We start from the raw sequence: 24951 nt of genomic DNA on the forward strand, positions 1-24951 counted from the left end.
AAACAGCATAGCATAACTGAAATAAGTTTGCTATACTTATTACAGATTGAGGCGTGCGCTTCCGGCACGCAGGGAAACGGAGGAAAAAGATTGGCGAAACAGGCGAGCTGCGATACCTGCAGCAATTATGTGTTTGACGAGGAGGAAGACGCTTATCTGTGCGAAGTGAGCTTTGACGAGGATGAGATGGCACACTTTCTGTTACATCCGCACTTTGAGTGTCCGTATTATTCCTATGATGACGAGTACCGCATTGTGCGTCATCAGATGTAAAAAAGGTTGCAATTTAAAATACCGGATGGTATGATTAGGTGCTGATAATCAAAAGCAGGACAAGGAACAGGTGTACAAAGTATGGAAAATAAGTTTTGTTTCTTAAAAGGGCTGGTAGAATGTGAATCCGGCCGGATTCAGGACTGCAACATGAAGAGACTGAATAAATGTCCGTTGGAAGAAAAAAAGGAAGAACCGAAAAAACCGGTACAGCAGGCATTCTGCTATCTGAAAGGACTGGTGGACTGTGAGCCGTGTGATGTGCAGGACTGCAATATCAAACGGGTCAGGGAATGTCCGAGAAACAAGTAGGAAATAAGTGAAAAAGGGGAGGCACAGCCGCAGGGAAGCGGTTTGTGTCTCTTTTTAAAACGCAGTTTTTTTAGAAAAATGCGGTAAAACTATTGCCATTTTTAACTTAAAAAAATATACTGGAATTTATAGGGAATGAAGGAGGAATTGTGGCATGAAAGCATTTGTCGGAACCGGGCACGGAAGCCCGAAGGATGCTGTGGCACAGGCAACACAGGGGCTTAGTGCACCACAGGCGATTTTGTTTATGGCACCGTATGATATGGCGGGGGAAGTTGCGGCGTTGCTTATGGCAGCTTATCCGGATACGCCATCGATCGGAACGATCGGAACCAAACTTGTAAATGGACAGGTCAGTGATACCAATGTTGCGGTACTCGGGCTGTTTGAGGACGCGAAGACGAGCCTTGGCGTGATCGAGCATATCAGTGCATGTCCGGTTGCGTGCGCGGGAGAGATCGAGCGCAGGATTTCACAGGTATCTCCGGGCAGGGACGATACCGTCTGCATCGAATACTGTACCGGTGCGGAGGAAAAACTCGTAACGACATTTACAGCCTGCTTCGAGAAAAAGGGGATCAAACTGGCAGGTGGTACGGTATTTGGAGTGCCGGACGGCAAAAAGCCGGTCGTGGCATACAATGGCAGACTGTATGAGGATGCCTGCGTATACGCGATCATCAAAAATACGACAGGAAAAGTAAGAGTATATAAGGAAAATATCTATGAAAAACAGTCCGCACAGTCACATTTCGCGACAAGAGTCGATGTGTCAAGAAAGGCACTGATGGAACTCGATGGCAGGCCGGCAGCGGAGGTATACAGTAAGGAGCTCGGTGTGCCGCGTGACAAGATCGTGGACAACGTGTTGGTCAATCCGATGGGACGTGCGGTCGGTGACCAGGTATTTATCTCGTCGATGATGGGCATGGAGCCGGATGGCACACTGGTCAACTACAAGCGGATCAACAAAAATGACTGCATTTATTTCTTAAGTCTCGGGGATTATAAAGAGACAGAGCAAAGAACCAGAGAGCAGATCAAAAGCGAGATGCCGCGGATCTCACTGGTATTATCGGTGGACTGCATTTATCGCTATCTGCTGTATGAGAAAGAAGGATATTTTAATACATACGCGAAAGACATGGCATCCCTTGGAAAGCATATGGGCGTTGTCGGAGGCGGAGAACAGTACAATAATCAGCATGTGAACCAGACGATGGTATGTGCGGTATTTGAATAGAGGAGGAATGTTATGTTCGGAAGAAAAAAAGAGGAAGTACAGGAGATGACGGTGCATACCGCACAGCATGGAAAGAAAGGAAATGTGAAGGAATATCTGGATTCCATGTCCTATCTGAGCCGTTTCGTCATTGAAAAGAAGGAAGCACTCGTGGAAGAGGAAATGAAAGCAATCCGCGAGATCGACAAGGTAAAGGATTCCTACACGGAAGTGATCGAGCACAATGCTGCGGTCAGCGACGCGGTAGACGCTTTCCAGACAGAATTCGCAAAGATCGGAGAGATCTCCGGACAGTTCAATGATGTGATCCAGGGCGTTACCACGGTATCGGATGGCGCGATCGAAGACATCCGTGAGTTAAAGGAGAGCTCTGCAAAGGTGGAGGAACAGTTCACTGAGATCGGAAAGATCTACGATGAATTTCAGGCGCGTTTTGATGAGATCCGCGCGACCATGCAAAATATCGTAGGCATCGCAAATCAGACCAATCTGCTCGCGCTGAACGCGTCCATCGAGGCGGCAAGAGCCGGAGAGCACGGAAAAGGATTCGCGGTAGTTGCGGATGAGGTAACGAAGCTCTCGATCGGGATCAAGGAACTGGTTGGAGACGTAAATAAGAGTATGGAAGGTCTGGAGGCAAGTTCGGAGAATCTGACCAAGTCACTGGGCGGAGTGCGCGAAGCGCTCGATGAGTCCCGCACCCAGATGGAAAACACCGAAGAGGTCTTCCAGAAGATCAATCAGTCGGTTTCCGGTGTTGAGGATGTACATCAGGGGATCAATCAGGTCGTAGATCACTGCACGGGCAAGGTAGAGCGGATCCAGAGCAGCATGGATACTCATGAGAAACAGTATGAGCAGGTCAGAACAAATATCGATGACTTAAAGAGTCTCATGACCCAGAAGGGATTCATTTACGAGGACATTTCCAACATGATGGAACAGGCGGAACCGTTGATCAAAAACATTTCCGCGGAACTGGAATAACAGATGCGTTTTTTTCATATATCCGATCTTCATATCGGAAAACAGCTTCACCGCTATTCCATGCGGTCTGAGCAGGAAGACATTTTAAATAAGATTGTCTGCGCTGTGAAAAAAGAACAGCCGGACGCGATCGCGATCGCCGGGGACATCTACGACAAGTCGGTGCCGTCGGCGGAAGCGGTTGCTCTTTTTGATCATTTTCTGACGGTAATGAAAGAGCAGGCGCCACAGGTGCCGCTTCTTATCATCGCCGGAAATCATGACTCGGCAGAGCGGCTCGATTACGCAAGGGAGCTTCTGACCAAAAATCAGGTCTATATCTCCGGGATGCCGCCGCGTACAGAGGGAGAATATTTAAAGAAGGTCACACTGCAGGATGCGTATGGGGCGGTGAATTTTTATCTTATGCCGTTTATTAAGCCGTTTTTTGTCCGGAGCCTGTTAAAGGAAAGTGATACGCTTACCTATGACGCGGCGGTGCGCGGGGTACTTGCGAGAGAACAGATCGACCGCACAGAGCGAAATGTCATTCTCTCCCATCAGTTTTATGTGGCGGGAGGCAGCAGGCCCAAGACGAGTGAATCCGAGATCGCTGTGGCAGGCGGGATTGACGAGGTGGATGTCTCGGTGCTTGCGCCGTTTGACTACGCGGCGCTCGGTCATATCCACAGACCGCAGAAGATCGGAAAGGAGCAGTACCGTTACTGCGGGACGCCGCTCAAATATTCGGTCAGTGAAGAACATCAGGCAAAGAGCATTACCTGTGTGGAGTTAAAAGAAAAGGGAACGGAACCGGTCATAACACAGATCGGGTTAGAACCGCTCAGAGAACTCCGAAGCCTGCGGGGAACACTTTCCGAGGTGCTTTCCCTTGCGACAGAGGAAAATAAGGATGATTTTTTAAGTATCACGCTGACAGACGAGATCGATCCCTATCAGCCCAAGGAACGGCTGATGGAGGTGTACTCCCATATCCTGGAAGTCCGTGTGGACAATGCAAGGACCAGACGGATCTTATCGGAAGCAGTAGAAGAATTAAAGTTGGAGGATCCGGTGGAAGTCTTTGCGCAGTTCTTTGAAAATATGCAGGCGCGTCCGATGTCTGAGGCGGAGAAGCGGGTCATGACAGAGATCTTTGCAAAAGCTGCGGAAGGGGAGGCGAACGGATGAGACCGGTAAAACTTCTTTTGTCTGCGTTTGGTTCTTATGCCACAAAGACAATGATCGATTTTGAACAGGCGAGGCAGGGGCTCTTTCTGATCACCGGAGATACTGGTTCGGGAAAGACGACGATCTTTGACGCAATCACCTACGCGCTTTACGGGGAGACCAGCGGCGGTATGCGAAGCGGAAGCATGATGCGCAGCCAGTATGCCGCGGAAGATGAAAAAACCTATGTGGAATTCTCCTTTGAGTATCGGGGCGATGTTTATCAGATCCGGCGGAATCCCGAGTACCGGATCACAAAACATCTGAAGAACGGAAAGATAAAGGAGCAGAAGGTGGCGGCAGCAGTCGAGCTGACGCTTCCGGATGGCATGGTATTTCCGGGAAAGAAAAAGGAGACTGACGAAAAGATCGCGGAACTCATCGGACTGGATGTAAAACAGTTTACACAGATCGCGATGATCGCGCAGGGAGATTTCCTGAAGCTTTTGTATACAAAGACCGAGGAACGCAAGCTGATCTTTTCGCGGATCTTTCAGACGACGCTTTATTACCGGGTTCAGGAAGAATTAAAGAAGCGTTTTTTTGCGCTGGATGAAAAATTAAGCTACAACCGCCAGGCAATTTTACAGGAGACCGCAAGGATCCGCTGTATGGATCCGGAGCAAAAGGAACAGTTGCGCGGGCTGGGCGAACAGACCCTGCTTCCGGTGGAGGAATACTGCGCACTCACCGGGGAAATCTGCAGGCGCGGCAAAAAGGAAGAAAAAGACGAACAGAAAAAGTTAGAGACCGTGCAGGGTGCCGTGCGGGAACTGACGGGAGCGCTTGCGAAAGCACTGGAACAAAAGAAATTAAAAGAGCAGCTGATGGAGGCGCAGACGCAGCTTGCGGAGCAGGAACAGAGAGGCACGCTTCTTGCGGAGGCAAAACAAAAGACAGCGGAAGACCGAAAGAAGCAGGAGCCGGAGCTGTTAGAACAGCAGGTTGCCGCAAAACAGGCACTGGAACGCTTTGACGCGCTGGAAGAAAAGGTGAAGGCGGAACAGAAAGCAAAAGAAGCGCTTGCAGCCGCGAAAGAAGCGTTTGCGGCATTGGAAGAAAAAGAAAAGAAATTAAAGGAAACGTACGAACTTTCGCAACAGAAGCTGCAACAGCTGCAAAATACAGAGAGCAGACTGGCGGAGGCAAGGGAAAAAGAGCGGATCTGCGCACAGAGCTGCCAGGAGATCCGTGAGTTAAGGGAAGGCAGCCGGCAGTGGGAACGGGAACAGAAAAGGGAACAGAAATGCAGGGAAAAACTGCTTTTTGCGGAGCAGGAAGCAAAGCGGCTTATTTACCGCTATGAGACGGATTATGAGCAGTTCCTTTTTGCGCAGGCAGGCATTCTGGCGGAACATCTTAACGATGGAGAACCATGCCCGGTCTGTGGAGCAACGGAGCATCCGAAGCCTGCGAAACTAAGCGCTGGCGCACCGTCGGAAGCCTGCATCCGAAAAGAAAAAGAAGAGAGCGAGCAGGCGAAAAAAGAAAGAGAACAGTGTCATCTCGCGTTTGTGGCACAGGGCGAAAAAACACAGGCTGCCAAAAACAGGTGTGAGGAACAGTGGAAACGGTGTGTGGAGGCATTAAAAGCCCAGGAGCAGGATGTTACGGATGCCGCCGGGCAAATGCCGGATACCGGACAGATCGAAGCACTTTTGAAACAGATGGGAAAGCTGGAAGCGGAGGCGCATGAAAAAGCCGAAGCCGCAAGGAAGGAAGATCTTGCGCGGATACAGCTGCAAAAGCAGGCGGAAGAACAAAAAGAACAGCTTGCGGCGCTTGCCGCAGAGGTTGAGACAGAGCGAAAGGCGGAAACTTCGCTGGAGCTTGCGTGGCTGGAAAAACAAAAAGAGCGCGCGGTCTGGCAGGAGACTTTGGTGTACGCCGACAAGAAAGAGGCAGAGAACGTAAAAAACAGCCTGGAAGCGCGGTTAAAGGCGTTACAGGAGGCAGAGACACTGGCACAGCAGGCGTACCATGAGTGGGAGAAAACGTGCAGTCTTTTGAGAGGAACTATCGCGGCGGGCGAAAAAGCGCTGAAAGAGGGAAAAGAAGAAGATACGGAGGCGTTGCGGGAAGCACTCGAAGAAAAGAGCGGACTGCAGAAGGCGGCGGAAAAAAGACTTGCGGAGCTGCACAGCGAGAACGGCGTGAACGAAGCCGTGCTCACCGAGTTGAAAAAATATGCCGCGCAGCGAAAAGATATGGAACAGGAAGCGGCGGTGCTTGAAATATTGAGCAAGACCGCAAACGGCAGGCTCGGCGGAATGGCAAAGCTTGACCTGGAAACTTATGTGCAGCGGCAGTATTTCCGGCAGATCATCGTGCAGGCAAACCGGAGGCTGGTCGTCATGTCGCAGGGACAGTTTGTCTTAAAGTTAAAGGACAGCGAGAGCGCGGGAAAGAGCAAAAACGAGGGACTTGATCTTTCGGTATACAGTCTGGTGACAGATACCGTGCGCGACGTAAAGACTTTATCCGGCGGGGAAGCTTTTATGGCGGCACTTTCCATGGCGCTCGGGCTTTCGGATATCGTACAGCGGACGGCGGGAGCGGTGCATCTGGATATGATGTTTATCGATGAGGGCTTTGGCTCGCTGGATGACGGTGCGCGCGAGCAGGCGATCCGTGTGCTCCGTGATCTTGCCGGGGAAAACGGTGTGGTCGGGATCATTTCGCATGTCGCGGAATTAAAGGACGGCATCGAAAAGAAACTGATCGTAAAAAAGACCGAACGTGGCAGTACCGTGTCATGGGGCTAGGCAAATGCGGACAAACGTGCTACAATAAATATCCGGTAAGAAAGAGGAAAAACGGCAGGCGGCAGATGACCGCCTGTTTTTAAAGATCGTGAGGGAAAGCTATGGATATATCGCAGGCACCGGTCGGTGTATTCGACTCAGGCGTTGGCGGGATCAGCGTGTTACGGGAACTGGTGAAGCTGATGCCGAATGAAAATTATATTTATTATGGAGATTCCAAAAACGCGCCGTATGGTCCGAAAACGGTAGAAGAGGTGCGCAGGCTGACCGTAGAGCATATTGATTTTTTAGTGGAGCGTGGCGCGAAAGCGATCGTGGTGGCATGTAACACAGCGACGAGCGCGGCGATCGATCTGCTCCGGGAAAAATATCCGGATATGCCGGTCGTCGGGATCGAACCGGCGTTAAAACCGGCGGTTCTGTCAAAGCAGAATGCCAGGGTGTTAGTCATGGCGACACCGATGACGATCCGGGAAGAGAAATTTCATCATCTGATGCAGGAATATGAGGCGCAGGCAGAGATCTATCCGTTAGCTTGTCCGGGGCTTCCGGAGTTTGTGGAAGCGGGAGATCTGGACGGAGAAGATTTAAAAGCGTATTTAAGTGAAAAATTCGCGCCGTATCAGGGCAAAGTAGACGCGGTCGTGCTCGGATGTACCCATTATCCGTTTGTGCGCCCGGTCATTCAAGAGCTGCTCGGAAGCAGTGTCGCGGTGTTTGACGGAGGAGCAGGTACCGCACGTGAGCTGCGCCGCAGAATGCGGGAGAGCGGGATTTTAAACCCTTCCGGAGAAAAGGGAGAGATCTCGATCTTAAACAGCAGGGAGACAGCAGAAGAGATCGCACTCTGCGAAAAACTGCTTTCTTTGTAAGAAGTGATAAAAAAGTCCGCAGTGGTCAGTTTTCTGACCCTGCGGATTTTTCCTTTGCGAGCGGGAGCGTGAAGATAAATTCCGTTCCGACTCCTTCGGTACTTATGACATTGATATTTTCACCGTGTGCCTGAATGATCTCCTTTACGATGGCAAGTCCGAGACCGGTTCCCTTCTTGTCCTTGCCACGGGAGAGATCCGTCTTGTAAAAGCGTTCCCAGATCTTGTTCAGGCTGTCCTTCGGGATGCCGATCCCGGTGTCTTTGACCGATACAAAGACTTTCCCGTTCTTTTCGGTCGTTTCGATCGTAATCGTAGAATCGTTGTGGCTGAACTTGATCGCGTTATCGATCAGGTTGTAGACGACCTGCTCGATCTTGCTCATGTCCGCGCGCACAAAGAGCGTCTGCCCGGTCAGGATCAGTTCAAAGGAGAGATGCTTTTCCTTGCAGCGCCCCTCGAACGTCATGGCAGTCATCTTGATCACATGGTTGATATCGAAATTTCCGGTGTCCAGGATGGTTCTGCCGTGCGAACCGTATTTATTCAGCTCGAGAATGCTGTTGGTCAGCTTGTTCAGGCGTTCGGTCTCAAACAGGATGATGTTCAGATACTTGTCCTGCAATTCCGGCGGGATCGTGCCGTCCAGCATGGCTTCCACATAGCCTTTGATCGAAGTGAGCGGCGAGCGGAAATCGTGCGAGACATTGGAAACAAATTTACGCTGGTCTTCCTCGAGGGTATTCATCTCGTTTGCCATATAGTCGATCGAGGCGGCAAGATAACCGATCTCGTCGTTGGTATGTACATCGATCTTTTTGGAAAAATCACCGTCTGCATAGCGCGCGACCGACTTCGCGATCTTGTGGATCGGGTGGACCACAAAGAAAACAAACAGGATGATAAGGAGCAGCGCGCATGCCGCTAACAGTCCGAGTGTCAGGTAGGAAAAGTTCAACAGACGGTTGTTAAACGAGGTGATCACCGATAGGGGCTTGTGGATAACGATATAACCCTTCACCTTGTAATTTACAGTGATCGGCGCGAAGACGCTTAAATAATCCTGCGAAAAATAATTATAAAAATGTCCGATCTGATAATAACGGCTGCCGAAATCCGTCGCGTTAAAGCTGTCGATGCGCTCTAAATTGCTCAGATCCACCGGCGCGCCGGAATTGACCAGAATGTCCCCGTCGGTATTGATCAGCCAGATCTCAGACGAAAGATAGGTATCGAGAGCCTCAAACTGGTTGTTTAGATCAGAAAGGGTCATGGTATTTTTGTAATATTCGGCGGCATATTTGTTGGCAACGAGCGTCGCCTCACGGTAGAGATCCGAAGCCGTGTGCTTTTCCAGATAGTGAAGCTCGACCTCGGCGGTCACGGTGGAAACCAGGATAAACCCCAGAATGCCAAAGATCAGATAGCCGAGCAGGAGCTTCCAATACAGTGTCTTTTTCATGTTATGTAAACCTCTTGCGTCAATCCTTTACCTCAAACTTGTAGCCGATGCCCCAGACCGTGGCAAGGCTCCAGGAAGCGTTGTCCTTGATCTTTTCTCTCAGACGTTTGACATGGACATCCACGGTACGCGTATCTCCGATGTATTCATAGCCCCAGATGTGGTCGAGAAGCTGTTCCCTTGTGAACACCTGGTTCGGAGAGGAGGCAAGGAAATACAAAAGTTCGAGTTCCTTTGGCGGCATGTCGATGGGCTGTCCCTGATAGAGCACGGAATAGTTGGAAAGGTTGATGACCAGATCCGGATATTCCACACACTTGATATCCGCGGCGGGAGCGTCCGGTTTCGCGGGCTGGAAACGGCGCAGGACCGCTTTTACCCGGGCAACCAGCTCCTTGGAATCAAACGGTTTCATGATATAGTCATCGGCACCAAGTTCAAGTCCTAACACTTTGTCGAAGATCTCGCCCTTTGCCGAGAGCATGATGATCGGGACGTTAGATTTTCCCCGGATCTCCCGGCAGACCTGATAGCCGTCAATGCCCGGAAGCATCAGATCAAGGAGGATCAGGTTCGGACGGTAGGATTCAAAAGCTTTTAAGGCATCTTCTCCGTCATTTACGATTTCCGTATCATAACACTCTTTGGTCAGATAAAGAGAGATCAGTTCTGCGATATTATTGTCATCATCTACGATTAAAATTTTCTGTTTTGCTGCCATAAATACCTCCGTTCAAATTTTTTTGTCTATTCAAATTCTGCGATCGTCACACCGGCATCGCCTTCCCCAAACTCGCCGAGGTGAAAGGATTTTACATATTTTAAGCGCTTTAAGTGCTTGTGTACCGCGGCGCGCAGTGCGCCGGTGCCCTTGCCGTGGACGATACGGACGGAAGGCAGATGCGCGATATAGGCGTCATCCAGATACTTGTCGAGCACAGCGATCGCCTCGTCTGTCGTCATGCCGATCAGATTGATCTCGGTGGAGACGGACGCGGATTTCGACATACGGATCTTTCCGGAACCGGATTTGCCGTTTGTCTTTTTGGCTGCCGCAGGCACGGTATCGTCCGGGAGCAGTACCAGATCCCGCACATTGACCAGAGAGCGCAGAATGCCCATCTGCACATAGAGATCGCCTCTTGCGTTTGGCAGGGTGTGGACGGTTCCGGTCAGATTCATGCTGAGTACCTTGACACGGTCACCGATGCGCAGGTTCTTTGGCGCGTTTCCGGCAGGAGCCTGTTTTTTCTTTGTGCCCGCCATGTTCTTTTCCGCAGCGGACATTTTATCACGGATCTTCGAGCGCTGTTTTTCCATCTCGCTGACCGGCGCATGGGTAGTGCCGTATTTGTTGAAATTGCGGATGGAAGTGTCAGCGACGTCTTTTGCTTCTTTTAAGATCGCGTAGGCCTGTTCATTTGCCTCACGCAGGATCTTGTCACGGCTCTCGTCAAGCCGTTCCTGTTTGGCTTCCAGTTTTTTCTTTAAGGAGGCAACCTCCGCCTTGTACTGGTTGATCTCAAGCCGTTCCTTTTCAATGGTAACGCGGCTCGATTCGAGGTCTGCGATCAGATCCTCGAAATTCTGCTCACTCGTGGTGATCCTGGTCTTCGCGTCCTCGATAATGTCGGCGGAAAGTCCGAGTTTGCCGGAGATCGCAAATGCGTTACTTTTGCCCGGGATCCCGATGAGCAGGCGGTAAGTCGGACTTAATGTCTCCACGCTGAATTCACAGCAGGCGTTCTCCACACCGGGTGTCTCGAGCGCAAACACCTTGATCTCGCTGTAATGCGTGGTCGCCATGGTGCGTATGCCGCGCGCGTGCAGCTTTGAGAGGATCGAGATCGCGAGCGCGGCACCTTCGGTTGGGTCGGTTCCGGCGCAGAGCTCATCAAAAAGAACCAGAGAGTGCTCATCCACATGATCTAAGATCGAAATGATATTCGTCATGTGCGAGGAGAACGTACTGAGGCTCTGTTCAATGCTCTGCTCATCTCCGATATCCGCAAAGACCTCATGAAAGACACAAAGCTCCGAGCGGTCATTTGCGGGAATGTGAAGTCCCGCCTGCCCCATCAGCGTAAAGAGACCGACGGTCTTTAAGGACACGGTCTTTCCACCGGTGTTCGGTCCGGTGATGATAAGAAGGTCAAACGCGTCGCCCAAAGTGACATCGATCGGAACGACCTTGTGTTTGTTTAACAGCGGATGGCGTCCCTTTCGGATGTGGATATAACCGTTTTCATTGAAAATCGGCGCGGTGCCGTTGTAGATCTTCGCGAGGGATGCTTTCGCGAAAATAAAATCAAGTTCAGTCAAAATCCGGTAATCCTCCCGGATATATGGAATATATTCAGAGGTCAGATTACTTAAATTCGCGAGGATAACCGAGATCTCCTCCTGTTCCTTTAAGTAGAGCTCTTTTAATTCATTGTTCAGGTTGACAACTGCCATCGGTTCGATAAAAAGCGTGGATCCGGTGGAAGACTGGTCGTGTACCATACCGGGCACCTGATTTTTGTATTCCGCCTTGACCGGAAGACAGTAGCGGCCGTTCCGCATGGTGATGACACCGTCCTGCAGACTGTTGCGGATGTTCGTGTTGTTTAACATCGCGGTCATCTGGGAGTGGACGCGGTCGTTCATGCTGCGGATGCTTCTGCGGATATTTTTTAAGGCCGGACTTGCGTCATCCGAGATCTCATCCTCGGAAATGATGCAGCGGCGGATCTCATCCAAGAGCGGTGTCAGCGGTTCGATGCCGTCAAAGAGGTCATCCAGGGAATCCCGTGCGCCGTCCTCGGATTTTCCACGGGAAAAAGCCTTGACGCGTTTTGCCGCTTCAAGCAGGGAACTGAGTGCTAAAAATTCATCGATGCCCATCGTTCCGCCGATCTCAAGGCGCTTTAAGGAAGCCTCCATATCATGGATCCCGGAAAAAGAGACGCTGCCTTTCTGGAAAAGTCTTGTCAGTGCGTCCGCCGTCTGGGTCTGCGCGGCTTCGATCTTTGCCTTATCGGTCATTGGTTTTAAGGAGCGGCAGAGTTCCTTCGCCTTCGGGGACGCCGCCTGCTCGGTCAGAAGATCGATGATCTTATTATATTCTAATGTTTTGAATGCCTTTTCGTTCATTTAAATTCTCCGATTTGTATTTCTGATTTCTGGTAGAAAGTCTACTATACATAAGTATAACCCAACCGTATGGAAATCGCAAAAAATATTTTGAGGATCCTCTAAATTCATTTAAACAGTTGCAACCGCCCGGAATTCAACGTATAATGGGAGCAGACCTGAGGAAATGGGGATTTTACAATGCCAGAGAAAAAGGAAGATGAATTCGCGTTTATTAAGGAAAAGATAAAGGACAAGCCGGTGAGTAAAAGACAGGTACTTTCCAAAGTGGCAGTGCTTCTCGTGTCAGCCGTTGCGTTCGGGCTGATCGCGTGTCTGGTCTTTACGCTGGTGCAGCCCTATATGCAGGAGTGGCTGTATCCGGAGGAAAAACCGGTGGTGACGATTCCGAAAGACGAACTGGAACCGGAGACAGAGCGGGAGCCGGAAAAAGATTCCGAGACAGAGAATGCCGCTCCGGTTTACATAACAGAAACGCAGGAACTGGAGACGACCGATTACCAGAAGCTGCAAAATAAGATCTACGCGATCGGCGAGGAGCAGAATAAGTCCATTGTTACGGTGACAGGCGTAAAGAGTGACATGGACTGGTTCAACACGCCTTATGAGAGCTCCGGACAGGCGAGCGGAGTTGTCATTGCGAATAACGGACAGGAGCTTTTGATCCTGACAGAGAAAAAAGTGATCACAGACGCGCAGGCGATCCGTGTGACGTTTGTGGACGGAGCGATCGTGAACGCGGTGTTAAAGCAGTACGATGGAAATACCGGCGTGGCAGTATTAAGTGTTGCGCTATCCGACATCCCGGACGTGACGCTTGGAGCCATAAAGACAGCCGTGCTCGGCAATTCTTATGCGGTACAGCCGGGGACCGTGGTCATTGCGCTCGGAAGTCCGCTTGGGGCGAACTTTTCGATCCTGACCGGGGACATTACAGCGACCGGAAACAGCGTATCCACGCTGGACGCGACCTACCATGTCCTGAATACGGATATTGTGGGAAACAGCAGCGGCAGCGGTGTCCTGATCAATTTAAACGGAGAGATCGTCGGACTGATCATGCAGGGATACAGCAGCGGCAGTGACACGAATACGCTGACGGCAGTATCCATTTCGGAGCTAAAAGAAGTCATCGAGAAACTTTCCAACAATCAGAGCATTCCGTATCTTGGCGCGAAATTAAGCACCGTCACGGATGAGATCTCAGCGTCCTATGATCTGCCGAAGGGCGTGTATGTGAAGTCGGTGGAGATGGATTCGCCGGCGATGAACGCGGGACTGCAGAGCGGGGATGTCATCGTGGAATTAAACGGCGCGGAGATCACGAATGTATCGGATTATACGGAAAAACTGCTTTCCCTCTCACCGAACACGAACGTGAGCATAGCAGTAAAAAGACAGGGAACAGACGGCTATACGAAGATCACCTGTACGGCAGTCGTCGGAGTTTTGGAATAAATTTTGGAGGATTGGACATGAGATATATTGAAACATTGCGTGAAGGAGAAAGAGTCAACGAGGTCTTTCTCTGTAAACATAAACAGTCGGCAGTCACAAAGAACGGCAAGCCGTATGAATCTTTGATGCTGCAGGACAAGACCGGGCTTTTGGATGCGAAGATCTGGGATCCGGGTTCACAGGGGATCGATGATTTTGACAGTCTGGATTATATCAACGTGGTCGGGGATCTGACCAGTTTTCAGGGCGCGCTGCAGTTAAATGTAAAGCGTGTGCGCAAAGTACAGCCGGGAGAATATGATCCGAAGGACTATCTTCCGGTCAGCGACCGCGATATTGATGAGATGTATGAGGAACTTACCGGATACATCACGAAAATGAAAAATCCGCATTTGAAACAGCTCGTAAGCAGCTTCTTTTTGGAGGACGCAGATTTTGAGAAACGTTTCAAATTCCATTCGGCGGCAAAGAGCGTGCATCACGGATTTGTCGGCGGACTTTTAGAGCATACGCTTGGGGTGACGAAGCTCTGTAATTATTTTGCGGACAACTATCCGATCTTAAACCGTGACCTTCTAGTTGCCGCAGCGATGTTTCACGATATCGGAAAGCTCTCCGAGCTCTCCACATTCCCGGAAAATGATTATACCGATGCGGGACAGCTTCTCGGCCATATCATGATCGGCGCGGAAGTGGTGGGAGACCGGATCCGTGAGATCCCGGATTTCCCGGTAAAACTCGGAAATGAATTAAAGCACTGCATTCTTGCGCATCACGGAGAACTGGAATTTGGTTCCCCGAAAAAACCGGCACTCGTCGAAGCGGTTGCGCTCACGTTTGCCGATAATCTCGACGCGAAGATGGAGACGATGAAAGAAGCGTTCGCAAAAGTGCCGGACGGAAATACGGAGTGGCTCGGCTTTAACCGTCTGTTTGATTCCAATATCAGAAAGACCAGTATTTAAAGGATGAACGATTTTGAAAAAAGATGATGTAATTGAAGTAAAGATAGAAGATATGGGCGTGGATGGCGAAGGCATCGGAAAGGCGGACGGCATCACGCTCTTTATCAAAGATGCCGTGATCGGTGATGTCGTGCAGGCAAAGATCATGAAGATGAAAAAGAGCTATGGTTACGCGAGACTGCTTGAAGTTCTGACATCGTCGCCTTACCGCGTGGAGCCGAAATGTCCGGTCAGCCGCCCGTGCGGTGGCTGCCAGCTTCAGGCGCTTTCCTATGACAAACAGCTGGAATTCAAGGAAAACAAAGTGCGCAACAACTTAAAGCGCATCGGTGGATTTACGGATATTCCGATGGAACCGATCGCCGGTATGAAGGAGCCGTATCACTACCGGAACAAGGCGCAGTTTCCGATCGGCAGGGATAAAGACGGAAAGCTCACCGCCGGCTTTTACGCGGCGCGCACGCACAGCCTGATCCCGGTGGACGAATGTTATCTCGGTGCAAAGATCAATGAGCCAATCTTAGGGAAGATCTTACAGATCATGGAACAGGAGCATATCGAACCATATGATGAGAAGACGCACACAGGGCTGGTGCGTCATATTTTGATCCGTTTCGGATTTACGACCAAGGAGATTATGGTCTGTTTTATCTTAAACGGAAAAAAGCTGCCAAAACAGGAAAAATTCATTGCCGCGCTGACTGAGATCCCCGGGATGACAAGCATTTCCGTAAATCGTAACGAAAAGGATACAAATGTGATCATGGGTGAAAAGACGATCACAATCTGGGGATCGGATTACATCACAGATTATATCGGTGACATCAAATATCAGATCTCGCCGCAGTCTTTCTATCAGGTCAATCCGGCGCAGACCAAAGTCCTGTATGAAAAGGCACTGGAGTATGCGGGACTTACCGGCACAGAGACGGTGTGGGATCTTTACTGTGGCATCGGAACGATCTCTTTATTCCTGGCGCAGAAAGCAAAAAAAGTTTTTGGTGTGGAGATTGTGCCGCAGGCGATCGCGGATGCGAAGAAGAATGCCGCGTTAAACGATATCACAAACGTCGATTTCTTTGTCGGAAAGGCTGAAGAAGTCTATCCATCCTATGTCAGTGAGCATAAGGAGGAGGCAAAAGCCGAGGTCATCGTGGTCGATCCGCCGCGCAAGGGCTGCGAGGAGAGCCTGCTTTCTACGATCGTGTCCATGGCACCGGAGCGCATTGTGTATGTGAGCTGTGATTCCGCAACGCTCGCGCGTGACCTGAAGTATCTGTGCGGACACGGGTATGAGTTAAAGCGCGTGCAGGCGGTGGATCAGTTCTGCCAGACGGGGCATTGTGAGGCGGTGACGCTGCTGCAAAGAATTAGATAGAAATGAATATGATATTCCTGTTGAGGAGAACTTCAGGAAGGATGTGAGTGTTATGTGTAACTTGAGTCAGGGAATAAAAGAAGATGGTATTGCGATTGGACGTGCGGAAGGTGAAGCAGGACTCATTATGAAAATGTATAAGAATGGTTTAACAGCAGAGCAGATAGCCTCAGCTACAGATAAGGATATAGAAGAAGTGAAAGCGATTATTGCAGGGAAGAAACCTGCGCTTGCATAAGAAAATTTTTAATGAAAATGAGAAGCCTTTGAGTTTAATGACTTGAAGGCTTCTGTTTCATAGTTTGGCAAAATCAATTAAGAAAATATTTTATGTATAGGTGGGAAATATATGGATAAGAATTTGCAAAAATTGAAAGATTCAATAAATACGAGGGGATGGTCTGCAAATGCAAGAATTAATTTTAATAAATTTATAAAGGCAATAGAAACAGAACAAGGACTAATTGAACAAATTCAAAGAATTCAATCTATTATTGATGATATCGTACTTAATAAAGAGATATCGCAGTTTAAAAAATGCTTAGAGGTAGGTACAGAATATTATCGAGCAAGAATTATTAACCCGGAGGATGATGATAAATTAGAAAAAGGGATTGGAAAAACTCAAGATAATAAGTTCATGGGGTATAATGATATAAATTCAAGAGAACCTATTTTGGGAATAGGAGGTGAAGGAAGAAATAATATTGCGGGAGCATCTTATTTATATATTGCTTCTGATCCAGAAACAGCTTGTATGGAAATAAAGTCACAGTTTGGCGATTTAATTTCTCTTGCAAAGTTCAAAGTGTTAAAACCATTATATATTATTGATTTTGCGTCTGAAAAAAGTTTTCAGCGAAAAGACACCGAAGTTTATGGAATGAGCATGGGGGTATTCTTTTCACAGTTAATGTTTCGTTTTACCCAGCCAGTGAGGGGCGAAAATGCTTATCGGGCTACACAGATAATAGCGGATCATTTGCGAAAAACGGGAATAGATGGAATAAAATACAAAAGTTTTTTTACTCCAGGAGGTATTAATTATACAATTTTTAATTGCCATCCATCAGCAATAGAATTTTGTGAAAGCAGGGTTTTGCTGCATAAACAAGCGAATCATTCTTTTTGGGACTTCAATAATGAAACAGAAATTATGTCAAATAAAGATGGAAAAATGTTGATTTATGATAAAACAATAGCTGATGAACAAAAAGAGCGCTTGTTGCAACGGTTCAAAAGAATAGAGTAATAATAAAAAATTACAAGATATGATAATGTGGCAGAGGTTAATTTTGTGGTTGTGATAAATGTTAAGAATACGAGGAGGATACATATGTTTGAAGAAAAAGAGAGATTATTGGCGAATGAAGCGGCATTAACTTCATCCATGTTGGCAAATGGATTAACGTCACTTAGAAAAGCAAACGTTTCATAAAAATTTTATGATCCGCTTTGTGAATGGTCAAGGATAGCAAAGCGCATAGTGGATTCTGGAAAGAAGGGAAAAACAATCAATAATAAACAGGAGTTGGCAAGGGTCATAGATGAGTTTGCGCTATTTAATTTATATGATTTACAAGGAAAGAATATTACTGGGGCATTAGATATCTTGGATATGTATGAATTTCAGGAAACGATACAGTCCTATTCAGTGCAATATGTATTTGAGATTATTACAAAAGGAGTAGAGGAAATCCGTAAATTAGAACAAAAAAAGTATTTGATGCCAGTATTGTCTGAGTTTTTTCCTTTGTATCATAAAAATTGGAAACCGTATGAAATTAGGAGGAAAAAAGATTGGACCCGTATCTTTTAGTAGAACATAATCTTCTAAAATCGAATTTCCTAAGGGAGAAACATTAATATTATACATAAGTTTTCTCGCGTAGGACGGTACGAAGATCAGAAGAAGCCATGCATGCAGGAACGTCAGCGGCATAGGCTTTTTTTCTTCTCAATTTCAGTGCAATTCTGAGGGATCGTGTCAGATAGCTTAATAAATGTCTGTATAAAAAGAATTCCTTTCATAGCTATAGTTTAAAAAAATTTTAACGCTATTATATTGGCTGAAATAGAAATGAACAATAAAATAGATGACATTTGAAACCATATGTGCAGGCGCAGTCATACATAAATTTTCGTAAAAAATCGACAAAATATTGCATTGGAGAACAGGTACGGTATACTGAAAGAAAAACTAGTGAGAGGTGATCGGATGGATTACAAATATGATATTGCACTGTCATTTGCAACAGAAGACCAAAAGCTGGTGGAGAAAGTGAACCATTATCTGCGGGCTGAAAATTTAAATGTATTTTTTGCACCGTCACAGGAAGGGCAAAAGGTTCTGAGTGGAAAAAATCAGCGGGAAGTTTTTTACAGTATATTTGGGTTAGAGGCAGAGTATGTGGCATTATTTGTTTCCCAAAACTATATTATGCGTCAGGTACCAATGGAAGAAGCAGGGATTGCATTTGCAAAGCATGGCGCGGACGGTCACGTGATTCCGGTATACTTAGATGGAACAGGTTTGCCCAAGGATATGCTGGATCCTCAAAGCACAAATTATTTTGAAGCAAGTGACCCGGCGGTAATTGCAAGCCATCTTGCTGCGAAAATAGCGATGGATAGAAAAGAGAGGAAAAAGTTGTCAGGATCTCACAATAGAACAGATGGGATTATGAATATAAATGGCAATACAGCGAACAAGCAGATTTTTATTCAGACAATGGAAGGAAGTATAGAATTGTGAATCCGATAGATCAGGAGAATAAGGAAGCGGTTGAATTAGAAGAACAGGAAGATGATGAAAACATTGATAACTCAGATGAGTTAGAGCAGAAAAAACAAAATGTATTTAATGCAGAAGGAAATACGGCCTGGGTCCAGGTGTTTGTAAACAGCCTGGGCGAATTAAATATGAACTATAAGCAGAGCGTGGAAAAAAAAGAAAATACTGCTGCTGGAAAAAGTTATGATCTGAGTAAAACGGATGAATGTACGGAATTTGTAGAACAATTTAAAAATAGTGAGTATCTGGCAACAGCAATTATTTTGTGTACTTTTGAAATGATTCCATTAGCAGATCTGTCTGATTTACAGAAATACCTTATGGAATGTCTTCCAGTGGCACAGTTGCACAATGGAGTGGAAACAGAAGAACATGATGGACAGAAAAATCCGTACATATCTTTAAAGACAATTCTTGCCGTGATTAGAGGAAAGCGGTTTGTCCGCGAAGATGGACAGGTCTGTATTGGCTTTGGAGACGGAGCCGAGATTGCACTGGCAAATATTCTGGAACAGTTTCCGATATTGAAAGAACGGATTGTCTCGTGGCTGATCCAAATCAATAAATTGAGCAGATACCATACAGCATTTTATACATATCAGATCGCAACAGCGTTTGAGAGAGTTATTGCATTTGATCTTGCAGATGCCAGACAACGGATCTTCCCAGAGTTATATAAGGACTCAAAAAATGCGGGGTTATTGGGAATGCTGGCATATAGGTTGTATGAAAATACTGCCATGCAGCAAGACGTAGATAACATGGTGCTCCAATGGATGCAGGAGCAGCGGGAATGGGTGTGGTTGTGGAAATCAGCAAGCCTGGCATATTCTGTGTTGATAGAAAAGGGCTGTCGAGTATCTTTTGATTTAAAGTTACAAAAAACGATCAGCAAAAGAATATTGTATTTCAGAAAAGATGATGCGATCTTTATTGCTGCGCTTTTAATTCAGTCAAAATATTTAAGGTCAATGTTTGCAAATGCTATTTATGATGCATTTCATAGAGAAAAAGAAAGAACGGGGAAATTACGCATTGTCCAGGTTTATATTAACATTGTCAGACACAGCTATTATTTGGTAAGTGAATCTTTTGTGGAATTACCGTTGGTAGCATGTGATACAAAAAAGCAGCAGGAATATATTATGCCGGTTATCGAACAGGCGATGTCCGTCTATCACCTGCGAAAACAGTTATATGTGATTTTGAAAACATATCTGAAAGAATTGTCGGTTTATGAATATTCGGAACGTGTTTTAAACCATATGTGTGCATATTTTTATGTGATGACATTATCCGGGGAAAATTATCGACAGGAGATCCTGGAGATTTTGAAAAAAAGCAATAACAGGATCTCTGCTCAAATTTATCAGAGATTGTCTGGTGTTTAAGAAAAAGGAGGAGAGTTTTGATTATATGAAGGAATTTCAAAATAAATTTATTATAAAAGAAGAACCATACCAGGGAGGATTTTTTTCAAAGATACCAAATACGGAAAAGCATGGTTCGGCGTTCATTCTGACGAAGGGATACAATGACGATATTATTGTTGATGAATACACCACAGTGAAACAGATCAGGCAGGGAAAGTATACGCAGCTTGTGGAAATATCTACACTTCCATATATAAGAAATATACAGATTGATGCACCAAGCAGAGAGACATACTATTCTTTTCGGGTGTCTGTGAAAGCAGTTATAGAAGTGGCTGATCCGATTACATTTTATGAAAATAAGAATCTGGATGTGGATTTATATTTTGACCATGTATTCTCAATGGATGTTAAAAAGATTACGCGTAAGTACAGTATTCTGGATTATGACGGAATGGATGATGAACTGGCGCAAAAATTATCTTCGCTCAGCACTGTGGATGAGTCAACGGGGCTTCAGTATCAGGTATCGGCGGTAGATGCTATACCGGGGGAAGAGGCAGTAGAGTATGTTAGAAAATTTGGAACACAGAAATTGGATGCGATGTTAAAAAAGAATGCGAGAGAACTGACGGATATATTGACAGATGATTATTCGCAAGCAGTAAAGACAGAGGTCGCAGAAGGCAAACTGACAGAAACCGAAGCGATAGAAAAGATTCAGGAACATGATGCTATGATCCAGAAAAGCCGGATCAACTTAGTGAGGGAATTAAGAGAAGATGGATTTATTACGGATAGAGATGCAAAGATTCGTGTAGAAACTGTGTTGAATGGAATAGCGAAACAAGATCAGATAGAAGAGGCGGCAGTGGAACAAAAAGACATTGCAGGAATTGATCAGTTTTTCACAGAGGAAGAAGAGAAATGAGTGTAATCATAAGTGCTTTTTTATCATTACCGTTTGGGGTTCGGGTGGCGGTTTCGCTTGCGGTATGGATTCTTGTTTTATGGAAGTTTTTCGGAAACTATATCCGATATGGTTTATCGGTCATTCCGTTTCTGCTCAGGTTACTGTTCCGCTTGTTGTATTGGATTGTAGAAATTCCTGTGACAACCATTCACAGTAAATTTGGATCAATTTTTTTAGCCAAACTGGAAAATAAAATGTCCACAGTGGGTGAGCATATAGATTGTGTGATCGGCTGTTGGTATAGTGGATGGCATACCAATAGGAAAATAGAATTTAAGAAGTGTCTGATTGTTTATTTGGTATGTATTGCTATTGTATTAGTTCCATTTTACATGAACATAAACAATGATATCTTAGAAGTGGGACAGACCTTGTATACAAGAGGGGAAATGGCTTGTGTGAACTGGCTGGAAGAACACAAGTGGTATGATCCCAAAAACCAGAAGGAAATACATAAGACGAAACAGATGGGACAGACAGGGGAACAAAGGGAAGCGCAGGAAATAATGTTGGTGGTTTCAGGGGTGAATAGTTCCCTGTTAGTCAGAGATATTCCATCAACGGAAAATTGTACAGTGTTGGATCGGCTGCAGAATGATGACATAGTTGTATGGACAGGACAGATGGTATTTGCAGAAGCAGAAGGTGATCATGTAGAACCATGGGTGAAAATTATAACTCAAAATAATGTTGAGGGATGGAGCAGACTATATTATCTTCATCCAGAGCAATATGCGGATGAAGTGTATTTTGTAGGAAAAGAGTAATGAGTTAAAAATATTACGTGAAAGTAATTTCAGAAGGTTTCCACTATAAGGCAAATAGAAAAGTATGTGTAAGGACTAGTAACAATCATTGCTTATAGGGACAGAGCAGCACCACCAGCTAAGCTAGCTGGTGGTGCTGCTTCATTTCCCCTCTACAGATCATCTACTGCGCAGCCGGATCCGCAGCCTGCTGTTCCGGCTGGACATCCTGAGGAGTTTCCTGAGGAGTCTCGGCAGGAGTTTCAGCGGCTGGCGTGTCACCCGCCGGCGCGGCGGTTCCCGCATCGGTAGAAGCGTCACCGGCACCTCCGGTTGTCGGAGCGTTTGGATCTTCACTTCCGGCAGCATTCAGGCTGTTTGCCAGGTCATCCGTCAAAAGATACGGCGCGTCCTGCGTGCCGGCGCTTCCACCGGTAATATATACATTCGAGGAGCGCAGTTCTTCCGGACAGGTATCTGTGGCAATGCCTCCGGTAGACAGGTCGATCGTTACACGTACATGGTGATCGCAGTAATCTTTCGGTACCGTTCCGGAAGCAAAATATTCGGATTCGACCATGCTGCCACGCGGATCACTGTCACACAGACCGGCAACGGCGAGTTTTCCGGATTTCTTGCAGACCGTCGCGGTCGTAATGCCGTCCGGCTTATCAAAATCCTTATAGTCCAGATTCTCATGGATCCGTCCCATAACGGATTTCCACAGGGTTTTCGGATAGGTGGTGTAGGAAAGCTCGGCGTTGTCATCGTAGCCGCCCCATACCACGCAGGTATAATAAGGCGTATATCCGGCAAATAAAGCATCACGGTCACTCGAAGTCGTACCGGATTTACCTGCCTGCGGCATTCCGTTAAAATGCGCCGGACGACCGGTTCCGTTTGTCAGAACATCCTCCATGGCGTTGGTCAGAAGCCATGCGGTAGTTTCCTTTAAAACGGTATGTGTCTGCGGCGTGTTGTCGATCAGCACATTGCCGTCATGATCTAAGATCTTGGTATAAAAACGTGGTTTGGTGTAAGTACCGCCGTTTGCGATCGTTGCGTAAGCCGCGGTCAGTTCCAGGTTGGTCACACCGTTTGTGATACCGCCGAGCGCGAGCGCCTGTGTGCGGTCGGAATCACAGAGTGTGGAAAAACCAAAATTTTGAAGATATTCATAACCGATGTCCACACCGATATCCGTCAGGGTCTTTACTGCGACGATATTGATCGAGTAAGTGATACCTTCCCGGATCGTGGTGAAACCACGGTAAGATTTATCGTAGTTATTGACCGGTGTGTGCGTTGCATTGGAATAAGTATACGGCGCGTCATCCTGAACGGATGCGAGCGTCATGCCGCCAATGTCCAGTGCAGGGGCGTAAGCGGACAGGATCTTGAACGTAGAACCGGGCTGACGTTTGGTATCGGTAGCACGGTTTAAGGTCTTGTTCGCGGTTTTGTCACCTCTTCCGCCGACAATGGCTTTTACTTCGCCGGTAGACTGGTCGATCACAGTCATCGAAGCCTGCGGCTGCATGGTGTAGGTGATGGATTCTCCGTTCGGTACGATCGTGTCGCCATCTTCCATGATATCCGCCTTGTACTGCTCGATCGCAGCGTCCACAGCTTCTTTCGAGTCAAAGTCAATGTTGTACTTGCTGTTTTTGCTCTGATAATAGCTTAACATGGTCTGCTCGCTGTAGTTCTGATAAGTGCCGTCCGCTTTCTGGATGGTCAGACGATAGGAGCAGGAGTATTTCGTTTCACTGCCGTAATTATCGGCGTTGTTTACTTCTTCGTCACAGATCTGCTGGATGGACGGATCCTGTGTGGAGTAGATCGTAAGACCGCCCTCGTAGAGCGCTTTGTACGCCTGTGTCTCCGTATAGCCCTTGACTTCCATCAGATCATCGATCACCTGCTCTGTCAGAGCATCTACAAAGTATGAGTTGATATTGTCGGAAGCAGTCTCGGAGTCTACGATCTGGATGCGGTCGTATACATTGTCCGCCATTGCCGTATCATAAGCAGCCTGGTCAATGTATCCCTGATCGAGCATGTTGTTTAAAACCTTGGTGCGGCGCTCCGCATTGGCATCCGGGTTGCTGACCGGGTTATAACGCGAAGGGTTCTGCGTGATCCCGGCGATCACAGCGCATTCGGACAGAGTAAGCTCGGACACATCCTTATTAAAATAACGCTGGGACGCGGCCTGAACGCCTAAAGTGTTCTGACCGAGGTTTATGGTATTTAAGTAATTTTCCAGGATCCAGTCCTTGTCCTCCACTTTTTCAAGCTGAATGGCGAGATACTGTTCCTGGATCTTACGTTCCATTTTATCCGCGAAAGAACTTTCGCTGGTCCAGTCGGTAAAAACATTATTTTTTAATAACTGCTGGGTAATGGTACTGGCACCCTGCGAGAATCGGCCGGAAGTGATACCGGTGATCCCGGCACGGACGATACCGGTTATATCAATACCATTGTGTTCGTAAAAGCGCGCGTCTTCGATCGCGACAAAAGCATGCTGCAGATCGAGCGGTATCTCGTCGATCGTCACATAGACACGGTTGGAACCGGATGCGACCAGAGTTGCTGTCTCATTTCCCTGGTTATCCAATACGGTGGAAAGATATCCGGTCGGAGTAGCGTCAATATCATGGATGTTAGGGGCGGAATCCACAATGCCCTTGTACACACCATATCCGGCACAGCCGCCAACCACGGTGAAAGCGATCAGACACACCAGAAGTGTTTTCGCAAATATGACGGTAAACTTTTTACGAATCATGGTACCCTTGGAAAGAAGCTCTTTTTCTTTCTTTGCAGTACTTTTTCTTCCATAATTCATAAGTGAGCCTCCTTTTTTATGGCAATCTTATAAAAACATCATTTCACTATTATAGCAAATTTGTCACGGTTAATAAAGCGAAAAGTGACCGGATTTATACATAGCATAACCATTTTTGGATTGAATAACCATTTTTGCCATGTTAATATAGA

At 47.1% G+C, this 24951-nt stretch carries 21 protein-coding genes; 17 read left to right on the forward strand and 4 right to left on the reverse strand.

Annotated elements, in window-relative coordinates:
- Positions 1–90 precede the first annotated feature (90 nt).
- The 7 genes from H8Z76_RS12565 (at position 91) to murI (ending at position 7661) form a co-directional block, all read left to right on the forward strand.
- Positions 91–273 carry a DUF6472 family protein gene (locus tag H8Z76_RS12565; protein ID WP_022515663.1) on the forward strand — a complete coding sequence of 61 codons (183 nt, stop codon included), beginning with the start codon at positions 91–93 and terminating at the stop codon, positions 271–273.
- An 81-nt stretch (positions 274–354) separates the two neighbouring features.
- Positions 355–585 carry a hypothetical protein gene (locus tag H8Z76_RS12570; RefSeq protein WP_147619241.1) on the forward strand — a complete coding sequence of 77 codons (231 nt, stop codon included), beginning with the start codon at positions 355–357 and terminating at the stop codon, positions 583–585.
- Positions 586–739: 154 nt separating this feature from the next.
- Entirely contained in the window at positions 740–1828 is a 1089-nt protein-coding gene (locus H8Z76_RS12575; RefSeq protein ID WP_186982694.1) for an FIST signal transduction protein, read from the forward strand.
- Between the two features lie 12 nt (positions 1829–1840).
- Positions 1841–2815: a methyl-accepting chemotaxis protein gene (locus H8Z76_RS12580; protein ID WP_186982696.1), complete on the forward strand. Its 975-nt coding sequence runs from the start codon at positions 1841–1843 to the stop codon at positions 2813–2815.
- 3 nt (positions 2816–2818) lie between these two features.
- Positions 2819–3985, forward strand: a complete 1167-nt coding sequence (locus H8Z76_RS12585; RefSeq protein WP_186982698.1) for an exonuclease SbcCD subunit D — start codon at positions 2819–2821, stop codon at positions 3983–3985.
- Complete coding sequence (locus H8Z76_RS12590) at positions 3982–6789, forward strand: SbcC/MukB-like Walker B domain-containing protein (protein ID WP_186982700.1); 2808 nt, start codon at positions 3982–3984, stop codon at positions 6787–6789. Before H8Z76_RS12585 ends, H8Z76_RS12590 begins: the two co-directional genes overlap by 4 nt.
- Positions 6790–6890: 101 nt before the next feature.
- Complete coding sequence (gene murI, locus H8Z76_RS12595; RefSeq protein WP_147619237.1) at positions 6891–7661, forward strand: glutamate racemase; 771 nt, start codon at positions 6891–6893, stop codon at positions 7659–7661.
- 25 nt (positions 7662–7686) lie between these two features.
- Here the strand turns inward: murI and H8Z76_RS12600 are convergent, their stop codons facing one another.
- The 3 genes from H8Z76_RS12600 to H8Z76_RS12610 are packed head-to-tail and all read right to left on the reverse strand — an operon-like array spanning position 7687 to position 12258.
- The gene (locus H8Z76_RS12600) at positions 7687–9123 is read right to left on the reverse strand and encodes a sensor histidine kinase (protein ID WP_022515670.1); all 1437 of its coding nucleotides are present in this window, start codon (positions 9121–9123) and stop codon (positions 7687–7689) included.
- A gap of 19 nt (positions 9124–9142) precedes the next feature.
- Positions 9143–9844: a response regulator transcription factor gene (locus H8Z76_RS12605; RefSeq protein WP_022515671.1), complete on the reverse strand. Its 702-nt coding sequence runs from the start codon at positions 9842–9844 to the stop codon at positions 9143–9145.
- A 26-nt stretch (positions 9845–9870) separates the two neighbouring features.
- On the reverse strand, positions 9871–12258 hold the full coding sequence (locus H8Z76_RS12610; RefSeq protein WP_186982702.1) for an endonuclease MutS2: 2388 nt from the start codon (positions 12256–12258) through the stop codon (positions 9871–9873).
- A gap of 180 nt (positions 12259–12438) precedes the next feature.
- Here H8Z76_RS12610 and H8Z76_RS12615 point away from each other — a divergent pair, with 180 nt between their 5' ends.
- The 10 genes from H8Z76_RS12615 (at position 12439) to H8Z76_RS12660 (ending at position 21966) form a co-directional block, all read left to right on the forward strand.
- Positions 12439–13716, forward strand: a complete 1278-nt coding sequence (locus H8Z76_RS12615) for a S1C family serine protease (RefSeq protein WP_186982704.1) — start codon at positions 12439–12441, stop codon at positions 13714–13716.
- A gap of 17 nt (positions 13717–13733) precedes the next feature.
- Positions 13734–14681 (forward strand): 3'-5' exoribonuclease YhaM family protein, encoded by a 948-nt coding sequence (locus H8Z76_RS12620; protein WP_186982706.1) that lies wholly within the window; start codon positions 13734–13736, stop codon positions 14679–14681.
- Between the two features lie 13 nt (positions 14682–14694).
- Positions 14695–16059, forward strand: a complete 1365-nt coding sequence (gene rlmD, locus H8Z76_RS12625; RefSeq protein WP_186982708.1) for a 23S rRNA (uracil(1939)-C(5))-methyltransferase RlmD — start codon at positions 14695–14697, stop codon at positions 16057–16059.
- Positions 16060–16111: 52 nt separating this feature from the next.
- Positions 16112–16297, forward strand: coding sequence for a hypothetical protein (locus H8Z76_RS12630; protein ID WP_243240553.1), 186 nt, complete (start codon positions 16112–16114; stop codon positions 16295–16297).
- A gap of 111 nt (positions 16298–16408) precedes the next feature.
- Entirely contained in the window at positions 16409–17311 is a 903-nt protein-coding gene (locus H8Z76_RS12635) for an RES family NAD+ phosphorylase (RefSeq protein ID WP_186982710.1), read from the forward strand.
- 234 nt (positions 17312–17545) lie between these two features.
- Complete coding sequence (locus H8Z76_RS12640; protein WP_186982712.1) at positions 17546–17878, forward strand: hypothetical protein; 333 nt, start codon at positions 17546–17548, stop codon at positions 17876–17878.
- A gap of 399 nt (positions 17879–18277) precedes the next feature.
- Positions 18278–18814 carry a toll/interleukin-1 receptor domain-containing protein gene (locus H8Z76_RS12645; protein ID WP_186982714.1) on the forward strand — a complete coding sequence of 179 codons (537 nt, stop codon included), beginning with the start codon at positions 18278–18280 and terminating at the stop codon, positions 18812–18814.
- Positions 18811–20244 carry a hypothetical protein gene (locus tag H8Z76_RS12650; protein WP_186982716.1) on the forward strand — a complete coding sequence of 478 codons (1434 nt, stop codon included), beginning with the start codon at positions 18811–18813 and terminating at the stop codon, positions 20242–20244. The genes H8Z76_RS12645 and H8Z76_RS12650 overlap by 4 nt, the downstream gene beginning before the upstream one ends.
- 25 nt (positions 20245–20269) lie before the next feature.
- Complete coding sequence (locus H8Z76_RS12655) at positions 20270–21157, forward strand: hypothetical protein (protein WP_186982718.1); 888 nt, start codon at positions 20270–20272, stop codon at positions 21155–21157.
- On the forward strand, positions 21154–21966 hold the full coding sequence (locus tag H8Z76_RS12660) for a hypothetical protein (protein ID WP_186982720.1): 813 nt from the start codon (positions 21154–21156) through the stop codon (positions 21964–21966). Before H8Z76_RS12655 ends, H8Z76_RS12660 begins: the two co-directional genes overlap by 4 nt.
- A 163-nt stretch (positions 21967–22129) precedes the next feature.
- Here H8Z76_RS12660 and H8Z76_RS12665 read toward each other — a convergent pair whose 3' ends face one another.
- Positions 22130–24799, reverse strand: coding sequence for a transglycosylase domain-containing protein (locus tag H8Z76_RS12665; RefSeq protein WP_243240554.1), 2670 nt, complete (start codon positions 24797–24799; stop codon positions 22130–22132).
- Between the last annotated feature and the right edge of the window lie 152 nt (positions 24800–24951).

The sequence above is a fragment of the Roseburia yibonii genome (assembly GCF_014297335.1).
Lineage (GTDB): Bacteria > Bacillota > Clostridia > Lachnospirales > Lachnospiraceae > Roseburia_D > Roseburia_D yibonii.

Bases quoted from the DNA above. Each gene is read 5' to 3' on its own strand.
- H8Z76_RS12635 (WP_186982710.1), top strand. From the start codon at position 16,409: ATGGATAAGAATTTGCAAAAATTGAAAGATTCAATAAATACGAGGGGA.
- H8Z76_RS12600 (WP_022515670.1), bottom strand. From the start codon at position 9,123: ATGAAAAAGACACTGTATTGGAAGCTCCTGCTCGGCTATCTGATCTTT.
- H8Z76_RS12610 (WP_186982702.1), bottom strand. From the start codon at position 12,258: ATGAACGAAAAGGCATTCAAAACATTAGAATATAATAAGATCATCGAT.
- murI (WP_147619237.1), top strand. From the start codon at position 6,891: ATGGATATATCGCAGGCACCGGTCGGTGTATTCGACTCAGGCGTTGGC.
- H8Z76_RS12615 (WP_186982704.1), top strand. From the start codon at position 12,439: ATGCCAGAGAAAAAGGAAGATGAATTCGCGTTTATTAAGGAAAAGATA.
- H8Z76_RS12620 (WP_186982706.1), top strand. From the start codon at position 13,734: ATGAGATATATTGAAACATTGCGTGAAGGAGAAAGAGTCAACGAGGTC.
- H8Z76_RS12590 (WP_186982700.1), top strand. From the start codon at position 3,982: ATGAGACCGGTAAAACTTCTTTTGTCTGCGTTTGGTTCTTATGCCACA.
- H8Z76_RS12605 (WP_022515671.1), bottom strand. From the start codon at position 9,844: ATGGCAGCAAAACAGAAAATTTTAATCGTAGATGATGACAATAATATC.
- H8Z76_RS12630 (WP_243240553.1), top strand. From the start codon at position 16,112: ATGTGTAACTTGAGTCAGGGAATAAAAGAAGATGGTATTGCGATTGGA.
- H8Z76_RS12580 (WP_186982696.1), top strand. From the start codon at position 1,841: ATGTTCGGAAGAAAAAAAGAGGAAGTACAGGAGATGACGGTGCATACC.
- H8Z76_RS12575 (WP_186982694.1), top strand. From the start codon at position 740: ATGAAAGCATTTGTCGGAACCGGGCACGGAAGCCCGAAGGATGCTGTG.
- H8Z76_RS12585 (WP_186982698.1), top strand. From the start codon at position 2,819: ATGCGTTTTTTTCATATATCCGATCTTCATATCGGAAAACAGCTTCAC.
- H8Z76_RS12655 (WP_186982718.1), top strand. From the start codon at position 20,270: ATGAAGGAATTTCAAAATAAATTTATTATAAAAGAAGAACCATACCAG.
- H8Z76_RS12645 (WP_186982714.1), top strand. From the start codon at position 18,278: ATGGATTACAAATATGATATTGCACTGTCATTTGCAACAGAAGACCAA.
- H8Z76_RS12660 (WP_186982720.1), top strand. From the start codon at position 21,154: ATGAGTGTAATCATAAGTGCTTTTTTATCATTACCGTTTGGGGTTCGG.
- H8Z76_RS12570 (WP_147619241.1), top strand. From the start codon at position 355: ATGGAAAATAAGTTTTGTTTCTTAAAAGGGCTGGTAGAATGTGAATCC.
- H8Z76_RS12665 (WP_243240554.1), bottom strand. From the start codon at position 24,799: ATGAATTATGGAAGAAAAAGTACTGCAAAGAAAGAAAAAGAGCTTCTT.